Annotated in this window: 23 protein-coding genes and 1 pseudogene; 15 read left to right on the top strand and 9 right to left on the bottom strand. The window is 41.2% G+C overall.

Annotated features, from left to right (window positions below; all coding sequences use genetic code 11):
* Nucleotides 1-38 precede the first annotated feature (38 nt).
* A complete protein-coding gene (gene lysA, locus VCASEI_RS00120) occupies nucleotides 39-1,292 on the bottom strand; it encodes a diaminopimelate decarboxylase (protein WP_086959055.1) in 1,254 nt (417 codons plus the stop codon).
* A 137-nt stretch (nucleotides 1,293-1,429) separates the two neighbouring features.
* Nucleotides 1,430-1,528, bottom strand: a pseudogene (gene lptM / locus VCASEI_RS19585) (LPS translocon maturation chaperone LptM); the annotation flags it as partial.
* 121 nt (nucleotides 1,529-1,649) lie between these two features.
* On the opposite strand from lptM, the gene cyaY reads away from it, so the two are divergent.
* A complete protein-coding gene (cyaY, locus tag VCASEI_RS00110) occupies nucleotides 1,650-1,964 on the top strand; it encodes an iron donor protein CyaY (protein WP_086959058.1) in 315 nt (104 codons plus the stop codon).
* A gap of 232 nt (nucleotides 1,965-2,196) precedes the next feature.
* Complete coding sequence (gene tusA / locus VCASEI_RS00105; protein ID WP_086959060.1) at nucleotides 2,197-2,445, top strand: sulfurtransferase TusA; 249 nt, start codon at nucleotides 2,197-2,199, stop codon at nucleotides 2,443-2,445.
* 84 nt (nucleotides 2,446-2,529) lie between these two features.
* Here tusA and VCASEI_RS00100 read toward each other — a convergent pair whose 3' ends face one another.
* Both VCASEI_RS00100 and VCASEI_RS00095 read right to left on the bottom strand, forming a co-directional pair.
* Nucleotides 2,530-2,766: a hypothetical protein gene (locus VCASEI_RS00100; protein ID WP_089110381.1), complete on the bottom strand. Its 237-nt coding sequence runs from the start codon at nucleotides 2,764-2,766 to the stop codon at nucleotides 2,530-2,532.
* 94 nt (nucleotides 2,767-2,860) lie between these two features.
* Nucleotides 2,861-3,409 carry a manganese efflux pump MntP gene (locus VCASEI_RS00095; RefSeq protein ID WP_089110367.1) on the bottom strand — a complete coding sequence of 183 codons (549 nt, stop codon included), beginning with the start codon at nucleotides 3,407-3,409 and terminating at the stop codon, nucleotides 2,861-2,863.
* Between the two features lie 189 nt (nucleotides 3,410-3,598).
* Between VCASEI_RS00095 and glyQ the strand changes: the two genes are divergently transcribed.
* From glyQ to VCASEI_RS00075, 4 genes are all read left to right on the top strand, one after another.
* Nucleotides 3,599-4,528 (top strand): glycine--tRNA ligase subunit alpha, encoded by a 930-nt coding sequence (gene glyQ, locus VCASEI_RS00090; RefSeq protein ID WP_089110366.1) that lies wholly within the window; start codon nucleotides 3,599-3,601, stop codon nucleotides 4,526-4,528.
* Between the two features lie 2 nt (nucleotides 4,529-4,530).
* Nucleotides 4,531-6,612, top strand: a complete 2,082-nt coding sequence (gene glyS / locus VCASEI_RS00085) for a glycine--tRNA ligase subunit beta (RefSeq protein ID WP_089110365.1) — start codon at nucleotides 4,531-4,533, stop codon at nucleotides 6,610-6,612.
* A gap of 160 nt (nucleotides 6,613-6,772) precedes the next feature.
* Nucleotides 6,773-7,801, top strand: a complete 1,029-nt coding sequence (locus tag VCASEI_RS00080; RefSeq protein WP_174208752.1) for a potassium channel family protein — start codon at nucleotides 6,773-6,775, stop codon at nucleotides 7,799-7,801.
* Nucleotides 7,802-7,951: 150 nt separating this feature from the next.
* A complete protein-coding gene (locus VCASEI_RS00075; RefSeq protein WP_089110379.1) occupies nucleotides 7,952-9,211 on the top strand; it encodes a valine--pyruvate transaminase in 1,260 nt (419 codons plus the stop codon).
* Between the two features lie 94 nt (nucleotides 9,212-9,305).
* Here VCASEI_RS00075 and VCASEI_RS00070 read toward each other — a convergent pair whose 3' ends face one another.
* The 5 genes from VCASEI_RS00070 to dnaA all read right to left on the bottom strand — a co-directional run bounded on the left by VCASEI_RS00070 (nucleotide 9,306) and on the right by dnaA (nucleotide 16,194).
* The gene (locus VCASEI_RS00070) at nucleotides 9,306-9,740 is read right to left on the bottom strand and encodes an Hsp20 family protein (protein ID WP_089110364.1); all 435 of its coding nucleotides are present in this window, start codon (nucleotides 9,738-9,740) and stop codon (nucleotides 9,306-9,308) included.
* Between the two features lie 342 nt (nucleotides 9,741-10,082).
* Nucleotides 10,083-12,521 carry a DNA topoisomerase (ATP-hydrolyzing) subunit B gene (gyrB, locus tag VCASEI_RS00065; RefSeq protein ID WP_086959074.1) on the bottom strand — a complete coding sequence of 813 codons (2,439 nt, stop codon included), beginning with the start codon at nucleotides 12,519-12,521 and terminating at the stop codon, nucleotides 10,083-10,085.
* 18 nt (nucleotides 12,522-12,539) lie between these two features.
* Nucleotides 12,540-13,619 carry a DNA replication/repair protein RecF gene (gene recF / locus VCASEI_RS00060; protein WP_089110363.1) on the bottom strand — a complete coding sequence of 360 codons (1,080 nt, stop codon included), beginning with the start codon at nucleotides 13,617-13,619 and terminating at the stop codon, nucleotides 12,540-12,542.
* The gene (gene dnaN / locus VCASEI_RS00055; protein ID WP_086959078.1) at nucleotides 13,620-14,720 is read right to left on the bottom strand and encodes a DNA polymerase III subunit beta; all 1,101 of its coding nucleotides are present in this window, start codon (nucleotides 14,718-14,720) and stop codon (nucleotides 13,620-13,622) included.
* Nucleotides 14,721-14,784: 64 nt separating this feature from the next.
* Nucleotides 14,785-16,194 carry a chromosomal replication initiator protein DnaA gene (gene dnaA / locus VCASEI_RS00050; protein WP_086959079.1) on the bottom strand — a complete coding sequence of 470 codons (1,410 nt, stop codon included), beginning with the start codon at nucleotides 16,192-16,194 and terminating at the stop codon, nucleotides 14,785-14,787.
* A gap of 331 nt (nucleotides 16,195-16,525) precedes the next feature.
* Between dnaA and VCASEI_RS00045 the strand changes: the two genes are divergently transcribed.
* The 9 genes from VCASEI_RS00045 (at nucleotide 16,526) to mioC (ending at nucleotide 23,602) form a co-directional block, all read left to right on the top strand.
* Entirely contained in the window at nucleotides 16,526-17,287 is a 762-nt protein-coding gene (locus VCASEI_RS00045; protein WP_086959083.1) for an amino acid ABC transporter substrate-binding protein, read from the top strand.
* A 321-nt stretch (nucleotides 17,288-17,608) separates the two neighbouring features.
* Complete coding sequence (locus VCASEI_RS00040; RefSeq protein WP_086959085.1) at nucleotides 17,609-18,280, top strand: amino acid ABC transporter permease; 672 nt, start codon at nucleotides 17,609-17,611, stop codon at nucleotides 18,278-18,280.
* Nucleotides 18,277-19,014, top strand: a complete 738-nt coding sequence (locus VCASEI_RS00035) for an amino acid ABC transporter ATP-binding protein (protein ID WP_086959087.1) — start codon at nucleotides 18,277-18,279, stop codon at nucleotides 19,012-19,014. Before VCASEI_RS00040 ends, VCASEI_RS00035 begins: the two co-directional genes overlap by 4 nt.
* A gap of 223 nt (nucleotides 19,015-19,237) precedes the next feature.
* Nucleotides 19,238-19,372 (top strand): 50S ribosomal protein L34, encoded by a 135-nt coding sequence (gene rpmH / locus VCASEI_RS00030; RefSeq protein ID WP_017024264.1) that lies wholly within the window; start codon nucleotides 19,238-19,240, stop codon nucleotides 19,370-19,372.
* A 46-nt stretch (nucleotides 19,373-19,418) separates the two neighbouring features.
* Nucleotides 19,419-19,742, top strand: coding sequence for a ribonuclease P protein component (gene rnpA / locus VCASEI_RS00025; RefSeq protein WP_238321410.1), 324 nt, complete (start codon nucleotides 19,419-19,421; stop codon nucleotides 19,740-19,742).
* Complete coding sequence (gene yidD / locus VCASEI_RS00020) at nucleotides 19,709-19,966, top strand: membrane protein insertion efficiency factor YidD (RefSeq protein ID WP_086959090.1); 258 nt, start codon at nucleotides 19,709-19,711, stop codon at nucleotides 19,964-19,966. Before rnpA ends, yidD begins: the two co-directional genes overlap by 34 nt.
* Before the next feature lie 2 nt (nucleotides 19,967-19,968).
* Nucleotides 19,969-21,624 carry a membrane protein insertase YidC gene (gene yidC, locus VCASEI_RS00015; RefSeq protein WP_089110362.1) on the top strand — a complete coding sequence of 552 codons (1,656 nt, stop codon included), beginning with the start codon at nucleotides 19,969-19,971 and terminating at the stop codon, nucleotides 21,622-21,624.
* A gap of 136 nt (nucleotides 21,625-21,760) precedes the next feature.
* Entirely contained in the window at nucleotides 21,761-23,122 is a 1,362-nt protein-coding gene (gene mnmE, locus VCASEI_RS00010; protein WP_086959094.1) for a tRNA uridine-5-carboxymethylaminomethyl(34) synthesis GTPase MnmE, read from the top strand.
* 39 nt (nucleotides 23,123-23,161) lie between these two features.
* On the top strand, nucleotides 23,162-23,602 hold the full coding sequence (mioC, locus tag VCASEI_RS00005) for an FMN-binding protein MioC (protein WP_086959096.1): 441 nt from the start codon (nucleotides 23,162-23,164) through the stop codon (nucleotides 23,600-23,602).
* Nucleotides 23,603-24,136: the final 534 nt, after the last annotated feature.

The raw sequence follows: 24,136 nt of genomic DNA, 5'->3' as shown, positions 1-24,136 counted from the left end.
AACACCCCAGTCAAAACCTAGGGCGTAAATTGCTAGATTTATTGCGGCAGGATACTTTCGAGTTCCCACAAAGATGTTAATTCTTCACGTTTACGCACCAAATGTGCTTGATCACCATCAACAATCACTTCAGCAGCACGAGCGCGAGTATTGTAGTTTGAAGACATCACAAACCCATAAGCTCCAGCGGAGCGAACCGCCAATAAATCACCTTCTTCCAACACAAGTTCACGATCCTTGCCTAAAAAGTCACCAGTTTCACAAATAGGGCCCACTAAATCGTAAGTTGTCACGTCACCTTGGCGAGGGACAACGGGAACAATATCCATCCAAGCTTGATACAAAGAAGGACGAATTAAATCATTCATCGCCGCATCAATTATGGCAAAGTTCTTATGCTCAGTCGGTTTAAGGAGTTCCACTTTCGTCAATAAAATACCCGCATTCGCGGCAATAGCACGACCAGGTTCAAACACTAACTCAAGATGACTACGATTATCTAAGCGCGACAGCAACGCTTTAGCATATTCAGATGGTTGAGGAGGCAATTCATCGCGATACACCACCCCCAAGCCACCACCAACATCTAAGTGGCGGATATTAATACCTTGCTCAGTTAACGCATCAATCAAGGCCAATAGGCGATCGGTGGCATCAATGAAAGGCGTTAGATCCGTTAACTGGGAACCAATATGACAATCAATACCCTGAATATCTAAATGTTCCAAACTGTTGGCAAATTTATAGACTTCTGGCGCGTGATCAAACGCAATACCAAATTTATTATCTCGTAATCCCGTTGAGATATAAGGATGAGTATGCGCATCAACATCCGGGTTAATTCGCAATGAAATAGGTGCTTTAACACCTAAATCACCCGCCACTTTATTTAAACGCTCAAGCTCAGGTTCGGATTCAACATTGAAACATTTGATACCCAGCTCCAATGCCCGCTTCATCTCTGAAGAGGTTTTTCCGACCCCAGAAAAAACAATTTTTTTCGGATCACCACCAGCGGCAATCACGCGCTCTAGCTCACCACCAGATACGATATCAAATCCAGAACCCAAGCGCGCTAATACGTTCAATACACCAATATTTGAATTCGCTTTTACCGCATAACAGACCAAATGAGGATGATCTCCCACTGAAGAATCAAACGCTTTCCAATGACGCTCAAAAGTGGCACGAGAATACACATAAAGAGGTGTACCATACTGTTGTGCTAATTGTGTAAGAGAGACGTCTTCAGCCCAAAGCTGACCATCATCCTGATAATTAAAAAAATCCAATGTTCTCGTCCTTATTATGCTTGTTGCTCAGACTCTGGCAATGTAGATTGAGCTGCGCTGACTTCAAATGATTCTTGAGGTTGTGTTGTCACACTCCCATCCGAACCTTTAATCGTGACCGCTTCAGTATTAGCGGGCTTTGGCGCATCTTCAGGTAAATACAACGGGCCGGTTTGACCGCACCCGGCTAATGCTGTTAACGCCAGCATAAACAGCGCTAAAATATACTTTTTCATTTTGATATCGTGATTAATAATTCAATGCCCCCTATAATCGCACCACACACAAGAAAAGCAATAGCCAAACACCATACCCATTTCAACTAAGCTGGGTATCCAAGCAATAGGATTAACCAATATGAACGATACCGAATTTCACCAATTGGTCGACATTCAAATGACCATCATTGAAGAAGCCATTGACGAATCAGGAGCAGATATTGATTTTGATGTTTCAGGCAACGTAATGATGCTCGAATTTGAAGACCGCAGCCAAATCATTATTAACCGTCAAGAGCCTATGCATGAGATTTGGTTAGCCTCTAAATCTGGTGGCTATCACTTTAAATACACCGATGGAGATTGGATATGCTCGAAAACCGGTGCGATTTTATTTGACCTTGTTAAAACTGAATGTGAAAAACATGCCGGTGAGAGTATTGATTGGTCATAACGTTAACCAAGCATAGATAAAAACCGCCAGACGCGATCACACGCTGGCGGATATTCTAAAAAAGTGAATAAAATAGATTCAGATTGGAAGCAAGAAAATAAAAATATCCTTCTCACTTTGTAAATCTAGTGAACACATAAAAGTTTGCTAAGCCCATATTGCCTTTTTCTTCTACACCAGTATGATCTTGAATAAACTTTCGTACCAAATCACATTATAGAGTTCATAAGCCATGTCACTTGATGCTAAAAATGCGACCAAAATACTCGACGCCCAAGGATTACGCTGCCCAGAACCAGTAATGATGGTAAGAAAAACGATCCGGACAATGCAAGAAGGTGAAGTATTACTCGTTACAGCTGACGATCCTTCCACCACTCGTGATATACCAAGCTTCTGCCGTTTTATGGATCATCAGCTGCTTAGTGTTGATACAGACAACATGCCTTATCAATTTTTGATCAAAAAAGGCTTAAACTGATTCAAAATATAAATGCTACCCTATAAAAAAGGCAACCAATAATGGCTGCCTATTATTCTATTATTCTATTATTCTATTATTCTATTATTTATGTTCAAGCCGAGTTAAGCGCACCGTCAGCTCCTTTAACTCTTTTTTCATCGGAATAATGTACAAAATGCGAATCCAGGACTCAACCGCAAGCGCGGCTAAAATAATCGCACCTGCCACCATTGGCAGCCACATATCGGTGACCATCATGCCAATTAATGTTAATGCCAAACCAAAGGTAAATAAGTAACTTTGACTCTTTGGGGTCATACCTGCGTAACGTGTTAACATCATCATCACCTCTATAACTACCTAATTACTCTATAACCACCCACTCTTAGTATAGAAACAGAAATGACAACAAGATGAACTAACTCAAAAAAACTTAAACTAGCAAAAACTTAAAAGCGATAGCGATCAAAACAATCCCGCCCAATAACTCAGCTTTACTTTCTAACCAGGTTCCGCTTTTTCGGCCAATAAATACTCCGATAAAGCTAAATAAGAACGTCACAATACCAATCAAAGCACACGCTAAGAATGGATTAACATCCAGCAATGGCAAACTAAAACCGGCAGCCATTGCATCAACACTGGTGGCAATCGCCAGAGTTAACATCACTCGGTGAGTAATCTGACAAAAATCTTCTTCGATACCTTCGACAAACGATTCATAGATCATTTTGCCGCCAATAAACAGTAACAATACGAACGCAATATAAGGCGCGTAACCTTCAACCCAACCTAGTACGCCATGCCCACCTAAGAATCCAATAAACGGCATTACCGCCTGAGCCAGGCCAAAATACACACCCGCTTTTAAGGCGAGTGATATTGGTTTATTGGTTTGGCTGGCAAGTTTTGCCCCTAAACCTATCGAAACGGCAAAAGCATCCATACTCAGAGCTAACGCTAAAAACAGAACATCGAACATTATCTATTACTCACACTTTATTATTTTTAGCCGTTTATGGCGCTTTTATCGCAAAAGGATATAAGTTCCGCTCTTTTCATTCAATCAATAAAGCTTTTACTGTAATCACAGATTGAGGCGAATAAGTGAACTCGCTATACTAATCCACTATTTTAAAAGATCGCGCGAACTGAGTAGGCAAATCACATTATGCAAAAATACGACGTCAAAACCTTTCAAGGAATGATCCTCGCGCTGCAGGATTATTGGGCCCAAGTTGGCTGCACCATTGTTCAACCTTTAGATATGGAAGTAGGCGCGGGAACTTCTCACCCGATGACTTGTTTACGTGCTATCGGCCCAGAGCCAATTGCGGTTGCTTATGTCCAGCCATCACGTCGCCCTACCGACGGTCGCTACGGTGAAAACCCAAACCGTTTGCAACATTACTATCAATTTCAAGTGATCATCAAACCGTCACCAGATAATATTCAAGAACTGTACCTCGGTTCACTCGAAACACTGGGTATTGATACGTTGGTGCATGACATTCGCTTTGTAGAAGACAACTGGGAAAACCCAACTCTGGGTGCTTGGGGTTTAGGCTGGGAAGTATGGTTAAACGGTATGGAAGTAACACAATTTACTTACTTCCAACAAGTCGGCGGCCTTGAATGTAAACCAGTAACTGGCGAGATCACTTACGGTATTGAGCGCTTGGCGATGTACATCCAAGGTGTTGATTCTGTTTACGACTTAGTATGGACAGATGGCCCATTAGGCAAAGTAACCTATGGTGATATTTTCCACCAAAACGAAGTCGAACAATCCACTTACAACTTCGAACACGCTGATGTGGATTTCCTATTTAGCTTCTTTGACCAATGTGAAAAAGAATGTCAGGAGCTACTTGCACTTGAAACGCCGCTTTCACTGCCAGCTTACGAGCGCATTTTAAAAGCAGGTCATGCGTTTAACTTACTGGATGCGCGTAAAGCGATCTCGGTCACTGAACGTCAGCGTTATATTTTACGTATTCGTAATTTAACCAAATCCGTTGCAGAAGCTTACTACGCCTCTCGTGAAGCATTGGGATTCCCGATGCTTAAAAATACATCCAACACTAGCGAGGAGAAGTAATCATGGCGAAGAATTTCTTAATCGAACTCGGAACAGAAGAGCTGCCACCAACACAACTTCGCACGCTAGCGGAAAGCTTTGCAGCTAACTTTGAAGCTGAATTAAAAGCCGCGGATATCGCTCATGCTGGTGTTAAATGGTACGCCACACCTCGTCGCTTAGCGTTAAAAGTAACCGACTTGGAAGAAGGTCAACAAGATAAAATCGTTGAAAAACGTGGCCCTGCCATTGCATCTGCGTTTGATGCTGATGGTAACCCAACCAAAGCCGCTCAAGGCTGGGCTCGCGGCAATGGCATTACGGTTGAACAAGCCGAGCGTGTGAAAACCGATAAAGGCGAATGGTTACTGCACAAACAACAAGTCAAAGGCCAAGCAGTAAAAGATTTAGTGGTTGATATGGCCGCTAAAGCACTGGCTAATCTTCCGATCGCTAAACCAATGCGTTGGGCTGATAAAGACATCCAATTTATTCGCCCAGTCAAAACCCTGACTATTTTGTTAGGTAATGAGCTGATCGAAGGTGAAATTTTAGGTGTGGCGTCTGCTCGTACTATCCGCGGTCACCGCTTTATGGGTGAACGTGAATTTATTATCGACAATGCCGATCAATATCCAAGCTTGCTCGAAGAACGCGGTAAAGTAATGGCCGATTACGAAGCACGTAAAACTATTATTCTGCGTGATTCTCAAAAAGCCGCGACTGCAGTTGGCGGCAGTGCCGATCTAGAAGATGATTTAGTCGAAGAAGTAACTTCTTTGGTCGAATGGCCGGTTGTGTTAACCGCGAAATTTGAAGAAGAGTTCTTGAAAGTGCCTTCTGAAGCCTTGGTTTACACCATGAAAGGCGATCAAAAATACTTCCCAGTCTATTCTTATGGTGAAGGGGACGACAACAAGAAGCTACTGCCAAACTTCATCTTTGTGTCAAACATCGAATCAAAAGATCCACGTCAAGTAATTGAAGGTAATGAAAAAGTGGTTCGTCCACGTTTAGCCGATGCGGAGTTCTTCTTCAACACAGACCGTAAGCGCACGCTAGAATCTCACCTGCCAGAGCTTGAAACGGCTATCTTCCAAAAACAATTGGGTACCATCAAAGATAAAACCGATCGCATCACTGAATTAGCTGGCTTTATTGCTGAACAAATCGGTGCTGACGTTGAGAAATCAAAACGCGCAGGCCTATTAGCCAAATGTGACTTAATGACTTCTATGGTATTTGAATTCACCGACACCCAAGGTGTTATGGGCATGCACTACGCACGTCACGACGGTGAAGACGAAGAAGTAGCAGTAGCACTAAACGAGCAATACATGCCACGCTTTGCTGGTGACTCACTACCAAATTCAAATGTCGCCGCTGCGGTTGCGATGGCTGATAAACTCGATACGCTGGTGGGTATTTTCGGTATTGGCCAAGCGCCAAAAGGTTCTGACCCATTTGCTTTGCGTCGCGCTGCACTCGGTATTTTGCGCATCATCGTTGAGAAAGGTTATAACCTAGACTTGGTTGAATTAATTGCTCAAGCCAAAGCTCAATTTAAAGTCGAATTAAGCAATAAAAACGTAGAAGACGACGTACTTGAATTCATGCTTGGTCGCTTCCGCGCTTGGTATCAAGACGCTGGCTTTAGCATCGATATCATCCAAGCGGTATTGGCTCGTCGCCCAACCAAACCATTAGATTTCGATCAGCGCGTAAAAGCGGTATCACACTTCCGTGGACTGGATGAAGCCGAAGCTCTGGCGGCCGCCAACAAGCGTGTCGGTAATATTCTGGCTAAATTTGATGGTAAATTGAGTGCCGACATTGATCTTACTTTATTGCAAGAAGATGCTGAAAAAGCATTAACGGAAGAAGTTGAAGTAATGACCGAAGCACTCGAACCTGCATTCGCAACGGGTGATTACCAACAAGCGTTAAGTAAGTTGGCAGCACTGCGTGAGCCGGTCGATGCCTTCTTTGATAACGTGATGGTTATGAGCGACGATGAAGCACTGAAGAAAAACCGTTTAACTCTGCTGAACAACTTACGTAACTTGTTCTTGCAAATTGCCGACATCTCTTTATTGCAAAAATAAGCGCGTCAAAAAGATAAAGTAAAAGCCAATAATGTGAGCCGATAAAAGTTGTTACCAAAAGACTCTTGGGATTAACGTTGATATTGGTCATGATAAGCCCAAGCTATAATTAGCTTGGGCTTTTTATTTTTGAGTACGAAAAGAAAAGGATTAAATTTACGTGCCAATATTGCAACAGCTTCACCGCTGGTTCACGGCTAAATTCAATCGACTCAGTGGGCAAAACCTACTGTTCGCTTTACTGATCTACTTGGTCATCGCTTGGGGTTTATTGGATTTTGCTCAAGAAGAGGCTTTAACACCTTTTTCTGATTTTATTTATTACATCATGGTCACGGGATCAACCGTCGGTTATGGCGATATGTCACCTCAAACCGAAATGGGAAAATGGGTTACCGCTCTCTTTATTATTCCGGGTGGTGTTGGTTTATTCGCAATGGTAGTCGGGCGTTTGGCAACTAACGCTATCCAACTATGGAAAGCACGATTAATGGGGCACAGAAAAGTGAACGTAGAAAATCATATTTTAATTTTAGGTTGGAGCGAACAACGCACTCCGCACTTAATCGAAATGTTGTTGCATGAAATCAAAAGCAGTCATCAAGATATTGTATTATGTTCAGCACAAGAAATTGAAAACCCTTTCCCAAGCAAAATTGAATTTGTCCATGTCAGTTCATTTACCGACGAACAAGGCATGGCTAAAGCCGGCATGAGTAAAGCCAAAACTATTATCATTGATTTGGACAGTGATAACGACATCATGGCGGCTGGGTTGAATTGTGCTAATGAAAATCCAGATGCGCATATCGTGACCTACTTTAGAGATGCACATCTTGGTACTCTACTTAAACAACACTGTAAGAATGTCGAATGTATTCCATCCATTGCTTCAGAAATGATAGCCAAATCTGCTGTCGATCCAGGCTCAAGCCAATTGCATTATGAACTAGTCAATAACGCGCTAGGAATGACGCAATATATGGTCAAATATCAAGGCCAACCCACCAGCTTTAATACCGTTTTTTCACGCTTTAAACAGCAATATGATGCGATTTTAATTGCGGTGAACCAAGGTGATGGCTTAACGCTTAATCCACCCCTCGAACATACCATCAAAAAAGATGATATATTGGTGTATATAGCCGATGAAAGAATAACCGGCATTGATTGGAAGCAGTTTATTTAAATGATCACAATTCTCATTCCATCTGCCAAAAACCATGAATAACCATCATGGTTTTTTGTTGCACGTCTTTCACGTTCCCTCTTTCTATCAATTACACAATCAGGTATGTTCAGCATTCAATTGGTAACCGTAATGTTGGATATAAAAGATATGCAATTCTCTCAGTTTGGTAATAAGTTTAATCGCTACTCAGGTATTACCCAGTTAATGGATGATCTCAATGATGGTTTACGCACTCCCGGTGCCATCATGCTCGGTGGTGGTAATCCTGCCGCCATTCCAGAAATGCTCGAGTACTTTAAACAAGCCAGTACTGATATGCTCGAAAATGGCGACTTGATTGCCGCCATGACCAATTACGACGGGCCACAAGGGAAGAATGTATTTCTTCAAGCCCTCGCTGAATTATTGAAGAACACCTACGGTTGGAATATTAGCGAGAAAAACATCAGCCTGACTAACGGCAGCCAAAGTGCCTTCTTCTCATTGTTTAACCTCTTTGCCGGTAAACAAGCCGACGGTAGCCATAAGAAGATATTATTGCCACTGGCTCCAGAATACATTGGTTACAGCGATGCCGGTATCGATGAAGATATTTTTATCTCTTACCATCCTGAAATTGAAATGCTGGATAATCGTATGTTCAAATATCATGTCGATTTTGAACAAGTGCATATCGATGACTCGGTTGCCGCCATTTGTGCCTCTCGCCCAACCAATCCAACTGGCAATGTGTTAACCGATGAAGAAATACGTAAACTGGATAAACTTGCGCGTGACAATAATATTCCACTGATCATTGATAACGCGTACGGCACACCTTTCCCCAATATTATTTTTGAAGACGTCACCCCGTTTTGGAATGACAACACCATCTTATGTATGAGCCTATCGAAGCTAGGCTTACCGGGTGTGCGTTGCGGAATTGTGATTGCCAGCGAAGCCATGACGCAAGCGATGACCAACATCAATGGCATCATCAATTTAGCCCCTTGTAGTATTGGCCCAGCCATCGCTCATCACATGATCAAACAAGGGGATTTACTGCCATTAAGCGAGAATGTGATTAAGCCATATTACCAAGCTAAAGCGCAACATGCGGTCGAGCTATTACAAAGTGCTATTCCCGATCTACGCTTTAAAATCCATAAACCGGAAGGCGCGATTTTCTTATGGTTGTGGTTTGATGAACTGCCGATCACCACTATGGAACTCTACCAACGCTTAAAAGCCCGTGGAGTGCTCATTGTTCCGGGAGAGTATTTTTTCTTTGGGCAAGAGAATACAGATGAAAAATGGGATCACGCCCATCAATGTCTACGCATGAACTACGTACAAAGTGATAAAGATATGCAACGTGGCATTGAGATTATTGCTGAAGAAGTGAATAAGGCATATCAAGCAAACTAGCTTCAATAATATAAGCGCAATTACAAAAAAGGGTGCCCAATTGGCACCCTTCTCTTCCTTTAGTCGCTGACTAGATTAGCAATGTTCTAACTTACTAGTTTTCTAGCAGCTCTTTACCGTTAATCGCGATTTTACGTGGTTGCATCGTTTCTGGGATTTCACGTTCCAAATCGACGTGCAATAAACCATTTTCCATATTCGCGCCTAACACTTTTACGTAGTCCGCGAGCTGGAATTTACGCTCAAAATCACGCTCTGCGATACCTTGATAAACGTAGTTTTTGCCTTCTTCCGGCTGACGTTCACCACGAACAATTAACATGTTTTCATGCTGAGTAATATCAAGATGCTCTTCCGAGAAACCGGCCACCGCCATCGTAATACGGTAGTGGTTATCGTCTTTTTTCTCGATATTGTATGGAGGGTATCCGCCTGAGGTATTTTTGGCGTTATTGGTTTCCATTAGGTTTAATAAACGATCAAAACCAATGGCGTTACGGTATAAAGGTGAGAAGTCTACATTACGCATAATACTATCCTCTAATTTAAGCAATAGTGTGCAAGTTTTCGACCCGAGCCGAAACTCGCGATTTAATTTAAGTGCCTATCTATAACCCTATCGGCGAAATAGACTTAGCGTTGCAAGGGCCCACTCTTTGTCTTTATCGCAAAGTCTTTATAAGAAAAAACTTCAGAGTCAGAGCTTATCGGCATCCCTTTCAAGATCATATATAAGGTCGAAAAAATGGCTTTCAAGGGGATAATTGGAAATTTTTTAATCTATTTTTTATCCCTAGAAAACAAAAAACCCTTTGCGCGAACAAAGGGCTTTTAAAGATTTCAGTTAGCGTTTCAGACTACACGTCTAAGTCTAAACATCTAGGTTAGCTACTTTCAATGCGTTGTCTTCAATGAACTTACGACGAGGCTCCACTTGGTCGCCCATCAATGTCGTGAACAATTCATCGGATGCAACCGCATCATCAATGGTTACTTGCATCATGCGACGTGTTTCTGGGTCCATGGTAGTTTCCCAAAGTTGATCGGGGTTCATTTCCCCTAGACCTTTGTAACGTTGTAGTGAAAGACCACGACGAGACTCTTTAATCAACCAATCCAATGCTTCAGAGAAACTCGACACTTCTTGAGTACGCTCACCACGTTTAGCATAAGCGCCTTCTTCAATTAAGCCATCTAATGCTTCCGATAAATCCGCTAAACGACCGTATTCTTTAGAGTTTAGTAAATCTAAAGACACAACGTATTCGTGCATGACACCATGAGTACGAACAACAAGTTTAGCAATACTCACCCCTAACTCTTCGTGTTTTTCAACTTCAAGAGAGTATTGGCTCGCACCGACTTCTTTCGCGTTCAATTGCTCAACAAGCTTTTGTCCCCAAGCTTGAACTTGAGTCGCATCTTTAGACATCTCAGCGGTTAAGCGAGGAATATATGTCAGTTCATTAATCATCGCATATGGATAACGACGACTCATTCTCTTAACTAGCTTCATACCTTCATTGTATTGAAGAACCAATTTCTCAAGCGCTTCACCAGTTAATGCTGGCGCGTCAGTATTCACATATAGGCCCGCATTATCTAAAGCAAGCCCTGCTTGATAAAGCTCCATCGCTTCTTCATCTTTAATGTATTGCTCTTGCTTGCCTTTCTTCACTTTATAAAGTGGTGGCTGAGCAATGTAGATGTAACCACGTTCGATAAGCTCTGGCATTTGACGGTAGAAGAAAGTCAAAAGCAGGGTACGGATGTGAGAACCATCGACATCGGCATCGGTCATGATGATGATGTTGTGGTAACGCAGTTTATCTGGGTTATATTCGTCGCGGCCAATACCACAACCAAGTGCGGTAATAAGCGTTGCTACTTCTTGTGAAGACAGCATTTTATCAAAACGTGCTTTTTCAACGTTTAGGATTTTACCTTTCAGCGGTAAAATCGCTTGGTTTTTACGGTTACGTCCCTGCTTGGCTGATCCGCCAGCAGAGTCCCCTTCCACTATGTATAATTCAGAAAGAGAAGGATCTTTTTCTTGGCAATCAGCCAGTTTACCGGGTAAGCCGGCTAAATCTAACGCGCCTTTACGACGAGTCATATCACGAGCTTTACGCGCCGCTTCACGAGCACGAGCCGCATCAATAATTTTGCCACAAACTATTTTTGCTTCACCAGGATTCTCAATTAAAAATTCCGATAGTTTCTCGCTCATCGCCGATTCAACCGCTGATTTCACTTCAGAAGAAACCAGTTTATCTTTGGTTTGGCTTGAGAATTTTGGATCAGGTACTTTTACCGAAACCACCGCAGTTAGGCCTTCACGAGCATCATCACCCGACGTCGCCGCTTGGGCTTTCTTCGAGTAGCCTTCTTTGTCCATGAAGTTATTCAAGGTACGGGTCAATGCGCCACGGAAACCCGCTAAGTGAGTCCCACCATCGCGTTGTGGGATGTTATTGGTAAAACAGTACACGCCCTCTTGGAAACCATCGTTCCATTGCATCGCCACTTCAACGGTAATGCCGTCTTCTTCACGAGCATGGTCAAAATAGAAAATCTTTTGGTGAATCGGCGTTTTGTTACGGTTTAGATGTTCAACGAAAGCGCGAATGCCCCCTTCAAACATAAAGTGATCCGATTTATCTTCTTCGCGCTCATCGGTCAATTTAATTGAAACGCCTGAGTTTAAAAATGACAATTCACGTAAACGCTTAGCAAGAATTTCGTAATGGAATTCGATATTGGTAAACGTTTCTTCACTTGGCCAGAAACGAATACGAGTTCCTGTGTCTTCTGTTTTACCTATGACGGCCAACGGTGATTGAGGCACACCATGCTTATAAACTTGTTGGAAAATTTCGCCTTTACGCTTGATGGTCAGCTCAACTTTTTCAGACAAGGCGTTAACCACAGAAACACCTACACCGTGTAAACCGCCAGACACTTTATAAGAGTTATCATCAAACTTACCACCCGCATGCAATACGGTCATGATAACTTCAGCGGCAGAAACCCCTTCCTCTTCATGCATTTCAGTTGGAATACCACGGCCATCATCACTAACGGATACGGAGTTATCTTCATGGATGGTGATTATGATGTCTGAACAATGGCCAGCTAATGCTTCATCAATTGAGTTATCGACGACCTCAAACACCATGTGGTGAAGGCCGGTACCATCATCGGTATCACCGATATACATTCCTGGACGCTTACGTACAGCATCTAGCCCTTTAAGTACTTTAATACTCGATGAATCATAGCTATTTGCAGAATCATTGTTATTCGACATGAATTGTTCTCGCCTTAATTATCCTTGCTCTATTTTGCCATGTTCCACATGAAACATCCTGCTATTTTCACTTTGCATTTCAACAATGTGACTTGCAGTAATAGAGCTTACAAAAACCTGTGCCTGCGTTTGCTTTAAATACTCAGCAAGACGCCCTCGACGTTGACCATCTAGCTCTGAGGCAAAATCATCAATTAAATAAATACACTGCTTACCTGTGGTATCAGTTAGATGCTGACCTTGCGATAAACGCAAAGCACACACCATGAGCTTTAACTGCCCACGAGACAAAACATCTTCCACCGGTGTCGCATTAATTTTTAGTTTTAGATCGGCTTTATTCGGTCCACTAAAGGTGTAACCGAGTTGCTGATCACGCTCGAAATTCTTTTGTAAAATTTCAGCATAGGGCGTGTCTTTATCCCACCCTCTATAATACTGAATTTTCACTTCAAATTCAGGTAAAAATACACCACAAATGTGTTCTGCCACTTGTTTTAACTGTGTGACATAGTCAAAGCGCCACTGGCTAATGGTTTCCGCCAATTCGGCCAGTTCTTTATCCCAATAACTCAGTTCTTGATAACCTCTCGCGGTTTTCAATAAGGCGTTTCTTTGCTTAATTAAACGCTTTAATCGCGCCCATTTTTCATAAAAACTCGGTTGAGTATGAAATACCCCCCAATCAATGAAGGCACGACGAAATTTAGGCCCTTCGGTCAAAAGCTCAAAGCCTTCGGTGTGAATTAATTGCAGAGGCAAGATTTGCGCCAGTTGAGCAATTTTCTGCCCACTTTGGCCACCAATTTTGACTTCGCTGCTGCCATCTCGTTGTTTATTAATACCAATCGGCAACTCAAAATCATCATCAGACAAAAAGCGCCCATGGACAAACAACTCGCTTTGTTCATTTTGGATCACTCGCCCGGTTAAGGTGCTTTTAAATGAACGGCCATGCCCGAGCAAATAAATCGCTTCTAATACGCTGGTTTTACCGCTGCCATTGGGCCCGACAAGAAAATTAAAGCCTGATGATAACGAGATATCACAGGCTTCAATATTGCGAAATTGCTTTATAGATAAACGAGTTAATGGCATTTATAAGCGAATCGGCATAACAACATACATTGCTGAGGTATCTTCGATATTTTCAACCAAAGCACTGGCATTAGCATCACTCATCGACATACGCACCGTTTGGCATTTTAGAGTATTCAAAATATCCAATACGTAGCTCACGTTAAAACCAATTTCTAATGGCTCACCTTGATAGTTCACATCAAGGTTTTCTTCTGCTTCTTCTTGCTCTGGGTTATTAGCAGTAATACGCATTTCAGAGCCAGCTAAATTTACTCGCACGCCACGAAATTTTTCATTCGATAAAATCGCTGCTCGTGAAAACGATTGACGCAACGCTTCACAATCCGCTTCTAGCGTTTTATTGGTTGATTGCGGCATGACACGGCGATAATCTGGGAAACGGCCATCAACAAGCTTAGAAGTGAAGGTAAACTCGTTTACATTGGCGCGAATGTTCGAGCTACCAATTTGCAACGTCACTTGCTCATCAGGGCGATCCAATAGCTTAACCAATTCTAGAACACCTTTACGCGGTACAATCACTTGTTGTTGTGAATACTCACCCACTAACGCGGTTTCAGCAACCGCCATACGGTGACCATCGGTCGCAATCGAACGCAAAGTCGTTCCCTCAATTTCAAACAACATGCCATTTAAGTAATAACGAACATCTTGATTCGCCATCGAAAATTGTGTTTTTTCGACTAAGTGGCGTAATTCAACCTGTGTGATCGTTACTTCCACTTCACTTTGCCAATCTTCAATGTTTGGGAAATCTGCGGCCGGTAATGTTGCTAATGAAAAACGACTACGACCTGATTTTATCAATAATCGTTCATCATCCAGAGTGACATTAATCGGTGCACTATCGGGTAAACCACGACAAATATCCAAGAATTTACGTGATGGTACCGTCGTACTGCCAGGTTCAAAGTCACCCTCTAGCGCCAAACGACACACTAACTCGACTTCTAAATCGGTCGCGGTAATCGACAATTCACCATTATCAACTTTAATTAATAAGTTACCCAAAATAGGTAAGCTTGAGCGACCACCAAGAGCACCAGAGACCTGCTGCAAAGGTTTAATCAATTGAGTGCGTTCAATGGTAAATTTCATAATCTACTCTAAATAATCTCATTCTGTTAAAAACACGGCCTAGGCTTATATTATTAATAATCGATTAAGAAGATAACGTACGAATCAAGTTCGAATAGTCTTCTTTAATATCATGACTTTCTTCTCGGAGTTCTTTTATTTTCCGACAAGCATGAAGCACCGTGGTATGGTCGCGACCACCAAAAGCATCACCAATTTCTGGCAAACTGTGGTTGGTTAACTCTTTTGATAATGCCATCGCCAATTGACGAGGACGAGCAACCGAACGGGAGCGACGTTTAGATAATAAATCAGCCACTTTAATTTTGTAATATTCCGCCACGGTTTTTTGGATATTATCGATCGTGACCAGCTTTTCTTGCAATGCGAGCAAATCACGCAACGCTTCACGCACAAAATCAATAGTAATCGGACGACCAGTAAAATTAGCATTGGCAATCACACGGTTTAGTGCCCCTTCCAACTCACGTACGTTTGAACGTAAACGCTTAGCAATAAAGAAAGCCACTTCATCAGCAAGAGTTATTTGGTGATCTTCGGCTTTTTTCATCAAGATCGCGACACGGGTTTCCAGTTCCGGTGGCTCGATCGCCACGGTAAGTCCCCAACCAAAACGAGATTTCAAACGATCTTCTACCCCGTTGATCTCTTTTGGATAACGGTCAGAAGTGAGAATGATTTGCTGATTACCTTCTAATAATGCGTTGAAGGTATGGAAGAATTCTTCTTGCGAACGCTCTTTATTGGCGAAAAATTGAATATCATCGATAAGCAAAGCATCTAGGCTACGGTAATAACGTTTAAATTCTTCAATCGCGTTATTTTGTAGTGCTTTTACCATATCTTGCACAAAACGCTCTGAGTGCATATACACCACACGAGCATTCGGTTTACTTTCAACAATCGCATTCCCCACCGCGTGCAATAAGTGAGTTTTACCTAGGCCAGTTCCACCATATAAAAACAGTGGATTATAAGAAACACCAGGATTGTCTGACACTTGTTTTGCTGCCGCAAGACCGAGTTGGTTCGATTTACCTTCAACAAAGTTATGAAACTTATGTTTAGGATTAACGTTAGAACGATGATTTACGTCAATCACTACTTCACGTTGACCAGTATCCCAAGATTTATTCAAAGGACGACTTTTTTGAACTTGAGCTGGCGCAGAAGACTCAGCGGCCACATCTGCAGCCGTTCTTTTTGGCGCGACATTTGAAGAATGAACAGGCTTACTGCCAACTTCAAAATGAAGGTTGGGCGTATCTGCCCCACAAAACTCATTCAATAAACGATTAATACTGTTGAGATATTTATCACGCACCCAATCCAACACAAAACGGTTAGGAGCAAATAAAGTGAGAGTATTGTCATTGAGTTCAGCTTGAAGAGGTCTTACCCACATACTGAATTCAGTTGCTGGAAGCTCTTCTTGAAGCTGTTGCAAGCATTGCAACCATAACGAAGACGACACATTAACCCCACACGAAATGAAATGATCTGAAAGGAATGTAATTCTACATCCTGACTAGCAAGATCACCAGTACTAGATCCTTAGATCAGTGAATAAGATCTAAGTTATTCACAGTTTTTTCTATTGCTATTCCAATTTTTTGCCAAACCAAACGCTTAAAACGATTTTTAGGGTGTGTATAACCTAAAAAGAGGATAAAGTTACCCACAGATACTATGCTAGTAATTTATGCCATTTTAAGATCATTGGTTATGGTTAATAACATCTTGTTCTTAGATTTATCAATAGCATTTAACGTAGCATAAAGGCCTAATCATCTGGAGAATAAACCATGAGCCGAATTATCAATAAAGTTGTTACTGCTGCTGCACTCTTTTTTGCTGTCACTCAATTTGCACAAGCTGATAATCAAGAAGTCAAAGTAGGTATGTCAGGAACTTACTTCCCTTTCACATTCCAAAAACTTGATAAATTACAAGGCTTTGAAGTCGATTTATGGGATGAAATAGGCAAGCGTAATCATTATGACGTGAAATACGTGACCGCTAATTTTTCAGGATTATTTGGTTTATTGGAAACAGGTCGTATCGATACGATTTCAAATCAGGTCACTATCACCGATGCACGTAAAGCCAAATACATCTTCTCAGACCCATATGTCGTTGATGGCGTACAGATCACTGTCAAAAAAGGCAATGAATCAATTCAAGGTGTCGACGATCTTGCAGGAAAAACGGTTGCGGTTAACTTAGGGTCTAACTTTGAACAAGTACTTCGTAGCTATGATAAAGATGGCAAAATCAATATCAAAACTTATGATGCTGGTATTGAACAAGATGTGGCTTTAGGTCGCTCAGATGCTTTCGTCATGGACAGACTTTCAGCATTACAATTGATCAAACAAACAAACTTACCACTGCAATTAGCCGGTCAACCTTTTGAGACAATCGAAAATGCATGGCCATTTGTAAATAATGACAAAGGCCAAAAATTACAACTTGAAGTCAATAAAGCACTTTCATCTATGCGTGAAGATGGCACCTTAGGCAAAATTTCAGAAAAATGGTTTGGAGCAGATATTACGAAAAAGTAATACCCAATCTACATTTAAGAACCGCTTCATTATTCAAATAAAGAATAGAAGCGGTTTTTTATTTCATCATCGAAAATCGAATTTTTTCAATAATCTATTATCAAATAAGCTATTTTTACTAATATGATATTAAAAGTAATCAAAGCACTCACTGGAAACTAGACCGACCTTACTCAATAATCAATTCTCTAGATACTGCATATTGAAAGTATTGCGCATTGAAGCAAAGTCGCTCACTATCGCCTATCGCTGACAAACAAAATGCTTATAAAAACAAGTTTACTGGCAATTTAGCCTATTTGAAGGACATTATCTTTAGTCATGAATTTTGATTTTAATTACATGCTGGATCTTCTGCCTATTTTATTTAAATACTTAGGCACAACATTAGAAATGGCAATATGGGGCGTTATCTTCGCTCTTATTTTAGCGGTTATTGTCGCCAATATTCGCGTGTTTAAAGTGCCAGTTTTAAACCAGATTAGTCAACTGTACATCAGCTTTTTTCGTGGAACGCCACTATTAGTACAACTCTTTTTACTGTATTACGGACTACCACAAATTTTCCCCATTATGGTTGGTATTGATGCCTTTACTGCCGCCGTCATAGGGTTAACCTTACACTTTGCTTCTTATATGGCAGAAAGTATTCGAGCAGCCATTATTGGTATTGATAGAAGTCAAATGGAAGCCAGTTTATCTATAGGCATGACGCGTTATCAATCCATGCGTCGAATAATACTCCCTCAAGCTGCTCGTGTGGCACTGCCTTCTTTAATGAATTATTTCATTGATATGATTAAATCGACCTCACTCGCCTTCACTCTGGGAGTGGCAGAAATTATGGCAAAAGCACAAATGGAAGCCTCTTCAAGTTTTCGATTCTTCGAAGCATTCTTAGCGGTTGCTTTGATCTATTGGGGAGTCGTATTAGTACTCACTCAAGTGCAAACCTGGGCTGAAAATAAATTGAATAAGGCATATCAACGATGATCACGATTTCAAATCTTCACAAATCGTTTGGTCACACCGAAGTGCTTCGTGGTGTGGATATTGACATTAAAAAAGGCGAAATAATCGTCATCATTGGCTCAAGCGGTACGGGTAAGTCGACCCTTTTACGTTGCGTTAATTTCCTAGAATGCCCCGAACAAGGCGAAATCAGTATTAATGAAGTTAAAGTCAATGCCGAAAAGCACACCAAAGCCGATATATTAGCATTACGTCGTAAAACCGGTTTTGTCTTCCAAAATTACGCATTATTTTCGCACCTTACTGCAAGACAAAATATTGCCGAAGGATTAATCACGGTCCGAGAATGGAAAAAAAATGATGCACTTAAGTATGCACAGAAAATTCTTGATGATATTGGTTTAGGTGATAAAGGCGACAGCTATCCAGCAGCATTGTCTGGTGGTCAACAGCAACGAGTGGGTATTGGTCGAGCAATGGCATTTGAACCAGAACTGTTACTGTTTGATGAGCCGACTTCAGCACTCGATCCTGAATGGGTGGGCGAAGTACTTTCGCTAATGAAAAAACTGGCAAAACAACATCAAACCATGCTGGTGGTGACTCATGAGATGCAATTTGCCAGAGAAGTAGCCGATCGAGTGATCTATATGGCGAACGGAAAAATTGTTGAACAAGGAACGCCAGATCAAATATTTAAAGATCCAACCAATCCACAGCTTATTAAGTTTTTAAATCAGGTAGGGATCCAATAAGGATCCTTGCACTTAAGATAAGAAACCGTATAATCCGCACACGGATTTTTAGGCCAACGACCATAAAAGGGTGCATTAAATGCGCTTTATTAGGTCATGTAGCATTGACTCTTTGACGGTCAATGATTACAATTCCGCCTCTTTGTTGAGAGGTGTCGGATAAAACATCTCACACCGGGTTTAACAAGAACCTATAAACTACTGATCAGTAAAGGTAATTACCATGAAACGCACTTTTCAACCTACTGTTCTTAAGCGCAAACGTACTCACGGCTTCCGTGCTCGTATGGCTACTAAGAACGGTCGCAAGACAATTAATGCACGTCGTGCAAAAGGCCGTAAGCGCCTTTCAAAATAATTCTTGAATTATTTTGACTAAGTCTACTTTTACTCGGGAGTTACGTTTGTTAACTCCCGAGCATTATCAAAATGTCTTTCAGCAAGCTCATCGAGCCGGCTCCCCTCATTTCACTATTATCGCTCGCAATAATACACTCTCCCATCCAAGACTTGGATTAGCTGTTCCGAAAAAACAAATCAAAACCGCCGTTGGTCGTAATCGATTTAAACGTTTAGCTCGTGAAAGCTTTCGTCTAAAACAACATCAATTGCCAAATAAAGATTTTGTCGTAATTGCAAAAAAGAGTGCCCAAGATTTGAGTAACGATGACGTTTTTAAGTTATTTGAGAAGTTATGGCATCGCCTATCTCGCCCTTATCGTGGTTAGCAATTAGGTTAATTTACCTATATAAAGGAATCATTAGTCCTTTGCTTGGACCTCGATGTCGCTTTACTCCAACGTGTTCTACTTATGCTGTAGAAGCAATCAGTGCGCACGGTTTTGTAAAAGGGTGTTGGTTATCTGGCAAACGTCTATTAAAATGCCATCCTTTACATGCTGGGGGATATGACCCTGTCCCACCAAATCAAAAACACGACAGAGATAAATAACAATGGATTCTCAACGTAATATCCTGTTAATCGCTTTTGCTCTAGTAAGTTTTTTATTGTTCCAACAATGGAATAATAAGGATGCTCAACCAGCTCAAACTAGCGTGCAGCAGACTCAAACTAATAACGACGGTAGCTTGCCTCATGATCCAGCTGAAAATTCAGCCGATCCATTAGCGCCTCAGCAAGTTAAAAACAAACCTGCAGCTTCAACCATCAAAGTAACCTCTGATGTGTTAACGCTTGCTATCAACCCGGTTGGTGGTGATGTTGTTTCAGCTAGGTTAAATAAATATAATGCTACGTTAGATTCTAAAGATTCTTTTGTTTTACTAAAAGAAACGCCTGAGCATGAATACATCGCTCAAAGCGGTTTGGTTGGCCCTCAAGGTATTGATGTTAGCAGTTCTAAACGTCCTCAATATCAAACGACAGCGCAAAGTTTCCAACTTGCTGACGGTCAAGATGAATTACGTATTCCCTTCACCTATAGCGCAAATGGCATTGATTACACCAAAACCTTCATTGTAAAACGCGGAAGCTACGCGGTTGATGTGGTTTATGATATCAAAAACCATTCAGGTCAAGATGCGACTCTAGGAATGTATGCCCACCTACGCCAAACCATGGTAGAAGGTAGCGGCCATATTGGGATGCCTGTTTATACTGGTGGTGCATTCTCAACATCAGATAACCATTATAAAAAATATAAGTTTGACGAAATGCAGGACAAGAACCTGAATATCAAACTTGAAGATGGCCAAGGCTGGGTTGCAATGTTGCAACACTACTTCACGTCAGCTTGGATTCCTCGCGATCAACCAGGCACCATTTTATATTCACGTGTGATTGGCAACTTGGCTGATATTGGTGTTCGTACCCCAAATCAAGTGATCGCAAATGACCAAACAGGTCAAATAAAAGCGACGTTATGGGCTGGCCCTAAACTTCAAGATGCCATGGAAGCAACTGCTCCAAATCTTGATCTCGTGGTTGATTACGGCTGGTTATGGTTTATTGCCAAGCCTTTACACTCATTACTCTCATTCCTACAAGCTCACATCAGTAGTAATTGGGGGATAGCCATTATCTTATTGACTTTCATTGTTCGTGGTGCGATGTACCCACTGACAAAAGCTCAATACACTTCAATGGCCAAAATGCGTATGTTACAGCCGAAAATTACTGCGATGCGTGAGCGTCTTGGTGATGATCGCCAACGCATCAGCCAAGAAATGATGGCTATGTACAAAGATGAAAAGGTTAACCCACTGGGTGGTTGTTTCCCTATTCTTCTACAAATGCCTATCTTCATTGCACTTTACTGGGCATTAATGGAGTCGGTTGAATTACGTCATGCACCATTCTTTGGTTGGATTCACGATTTATCTGCGCAAGACCCTTACTACATCTTGCCTGTATTAATGGGTATCTCGATGTTAATCATCCAAAAGATGAGCCCAACAACCGTGACAGATCCAATGCAACAGAAGATGATGATGTTTATGCCACTCATCTTCATATTCTTCTTCTTATGGTTCCCATCAGGCTTAGTGCTTTACTACCTAATGTCGAACATCGTAACCTTGGTACAGCAAACATTAATTTACCGAGCGCTCGAGAAAAAAGGTCTGCATTCGAAGAAGATCAAAAACTAATCTTCTCAGATAATACAGTCACTAAAGGCGGCCTTAACGGTCGCCTTTTGCTTTATTTATTACGCTATAAAAGTATTGTTTCATTTACTCAACGAATTACAATTGATTCGCGCCCACTACTAAAATGGTTGTTATTATGAAATCAGAGACAATTGTCGCTCAAGCTACCGCCCTTGGTCGTGGTGGCGTTGGTATAATCCGAGTTTCAGGCCCGCAAGCCAAACAAGTTGCAGTGGAAGTATTAGGGAGAGAGGTAAAACCTCGTTATGCAGAATATTTACCCTTTTCTGATGAAAATGGCACTCAACTTGATCAAGGAATTGCGCTTTATTTTCCTAATCCCAATTCCTTTACTGGGGAAGATGTATTAGAACTGCAAGGCCATGGTGGGCCAGTAGTGATGGACATGCTGATCAAACGCATTCTAAAAATTAAAGGGATCCGCGCAGCCAGACCTGGTGAATTTTCTGAGCGCGCTTTTTTGAATGATAAAATAGACTTAACTCAAGCAGAAGCGATTGCTGATCTTATCGATGCAAGTTCAGAGGAAGCCGCAAAATCAGCTTTAAATTCACTACAAGGGGAATTTTCAGGGCGAATAAATAAGTTAGTAGAATCTCTTATTCATTTGCGTATTTATGTTGAAGCCGCCATTGATTTTCCTGAAGAAGAAATTGATTTTCTTGCCGATGGAAAGGTCAGCACTGACTTACAAATAATTATTGATAATCTCGCCTCTGTCCGTAAAGAAGCCAATCAAGGAGCCATCATTCGTGAGGGAATGAAAGTCGTGATTGCTGGTCGCCCTAATGCGGGTAAATCCAGCCTTCTTAACGCACTTTCAGGTAAAGAGTCCGCTATTGTTACCGATATAGCAGGAACCACCCGAGATGTCCTTAGGGAACATATTCACATAGATGGAATGCCGCTGCATATTATTGATACAGCCGGTTTACGCGAAGCCTCTGATGAAGTAGAAAAAATTGGTATTGAACGGGCATGGGAAGAAATAAACCAAGCCGATCGCATTCTATTCATGGTAGATGGCACCACAACCAATGCAACCGATCCCAAAGAAATTTGGCCTGATTTTGTTGAACGCTTACCTGAAAATATTGGCATGACTGTGATCCGAAATAAAGCCGATCAAACAGACGAAATTTTAGGGATCTGCCACATCAATAATCCAACCTTGATTCGCCTATCCGCAAAAACAGGTGAAGGCATTGATGCATTACGTGTACATTTAAAAGAATGCATGGGATTTTCAGGGGGCAGTGAAGGCAGCTTTATGGCTCGTCGTCGTCACTTAGAGGCTCTAGATAAAGCCTCAGATCACCTTGCAATAGGACAAGAACAGCTCGAAGGATATATGGCAGGTGAGATCTTAGCAGAAGAACTTAGAATCACTCAACAACACTTAAATGAAATTACCGGTGAATTCAATTCAGATGACTTACTAGGCCGAATTTTTTCATCATTTTGCATCGGAAAGTAATGCTATCCAATCAGTATCAATTTATATCAAGGAGTGACTATGATTCATATCATCACAGGCAGCACATTAGGTGGCGCTGAATATGTAGGGGATCACTTAAGTGATTTATTGGTAGAACAAGGCGTAGAAACAACTATCCATAACCAACCCGATATAAGCCAGATTAAGGCTCAAGGTACTTGGTTGATCATCACTTCAACACACGGTGCAGGTGACTATCCAGATAATATTGAACCTTTCATGACAGCATTAAAAACAGCTCCTCCGAAAATGTCTGATGTTAAATTTGCTGTTATCGCGATTGGTGATTCAAGTTACGATACTTTTTGTGGTGCCGGTAAAGAAGCCAGAGCAACATTATTAGATATTGGCGCCGAAGAACTTTGTCCTCATCTAGAAATTGATATACTCGAAACTCCAGTTCCAGAAGATGCAGCAGAAACTTGGATAAAGCATAATATAGCCGTTTTTATAGACTAAACATAAAAATAGTATGCTCATAAATATCCAATTTTTTAGAAAAAAGGCAGGTTAAATACCTGCCTTTTTCTGTTTTTATTCACATGAAATTTTATTTATTTTAATTTCTTCTCAAAATAAATATCTAACCGCTCATTTTTTAACCTGTTTTTTTGTGGATAACTAATGTTTTATCCTGTGATTTTAACCTATTTATACACTGGATAACTATTAAAATTAGAATGCCTGTGTATAACTAGCCATTTAGATCCCAGCTAATACAGAATAAGATCATGCTTAGATCACAAGAAATGATCTTACTAAACACTATGATCTTTATGATCATTTTTTGATTATCCACAAGATCATGTCTCCTTAATAGTAGATCTAATAAAAGATCTATATAAAGATCTTATATATATTAAAGCCTTTGAAGCCTTTATTTAATTAGACAAATCGATTCTCACAGATGATTAAAAAAGGTAGAATAGCGCTCCTTTTATTGTCTAGATCATTATGAAAATGATCGTTAAATTGAATTCTTGAGGTCTGATC

Source organism: Vibrio casei (assembly GCF_002218025.2).
Taxonomy (GTDB): domain Bacteria; phylum Pseudomonadota; class Gammaproteobacteria; order Enterobacterales; family Vibrionaceae; genus Vibrio; species Vibrio casei.
Note: the sequence above shows the minus strand (reverse complement) of the source record. Positions and strands in the feature narration are given on the sequence as shown.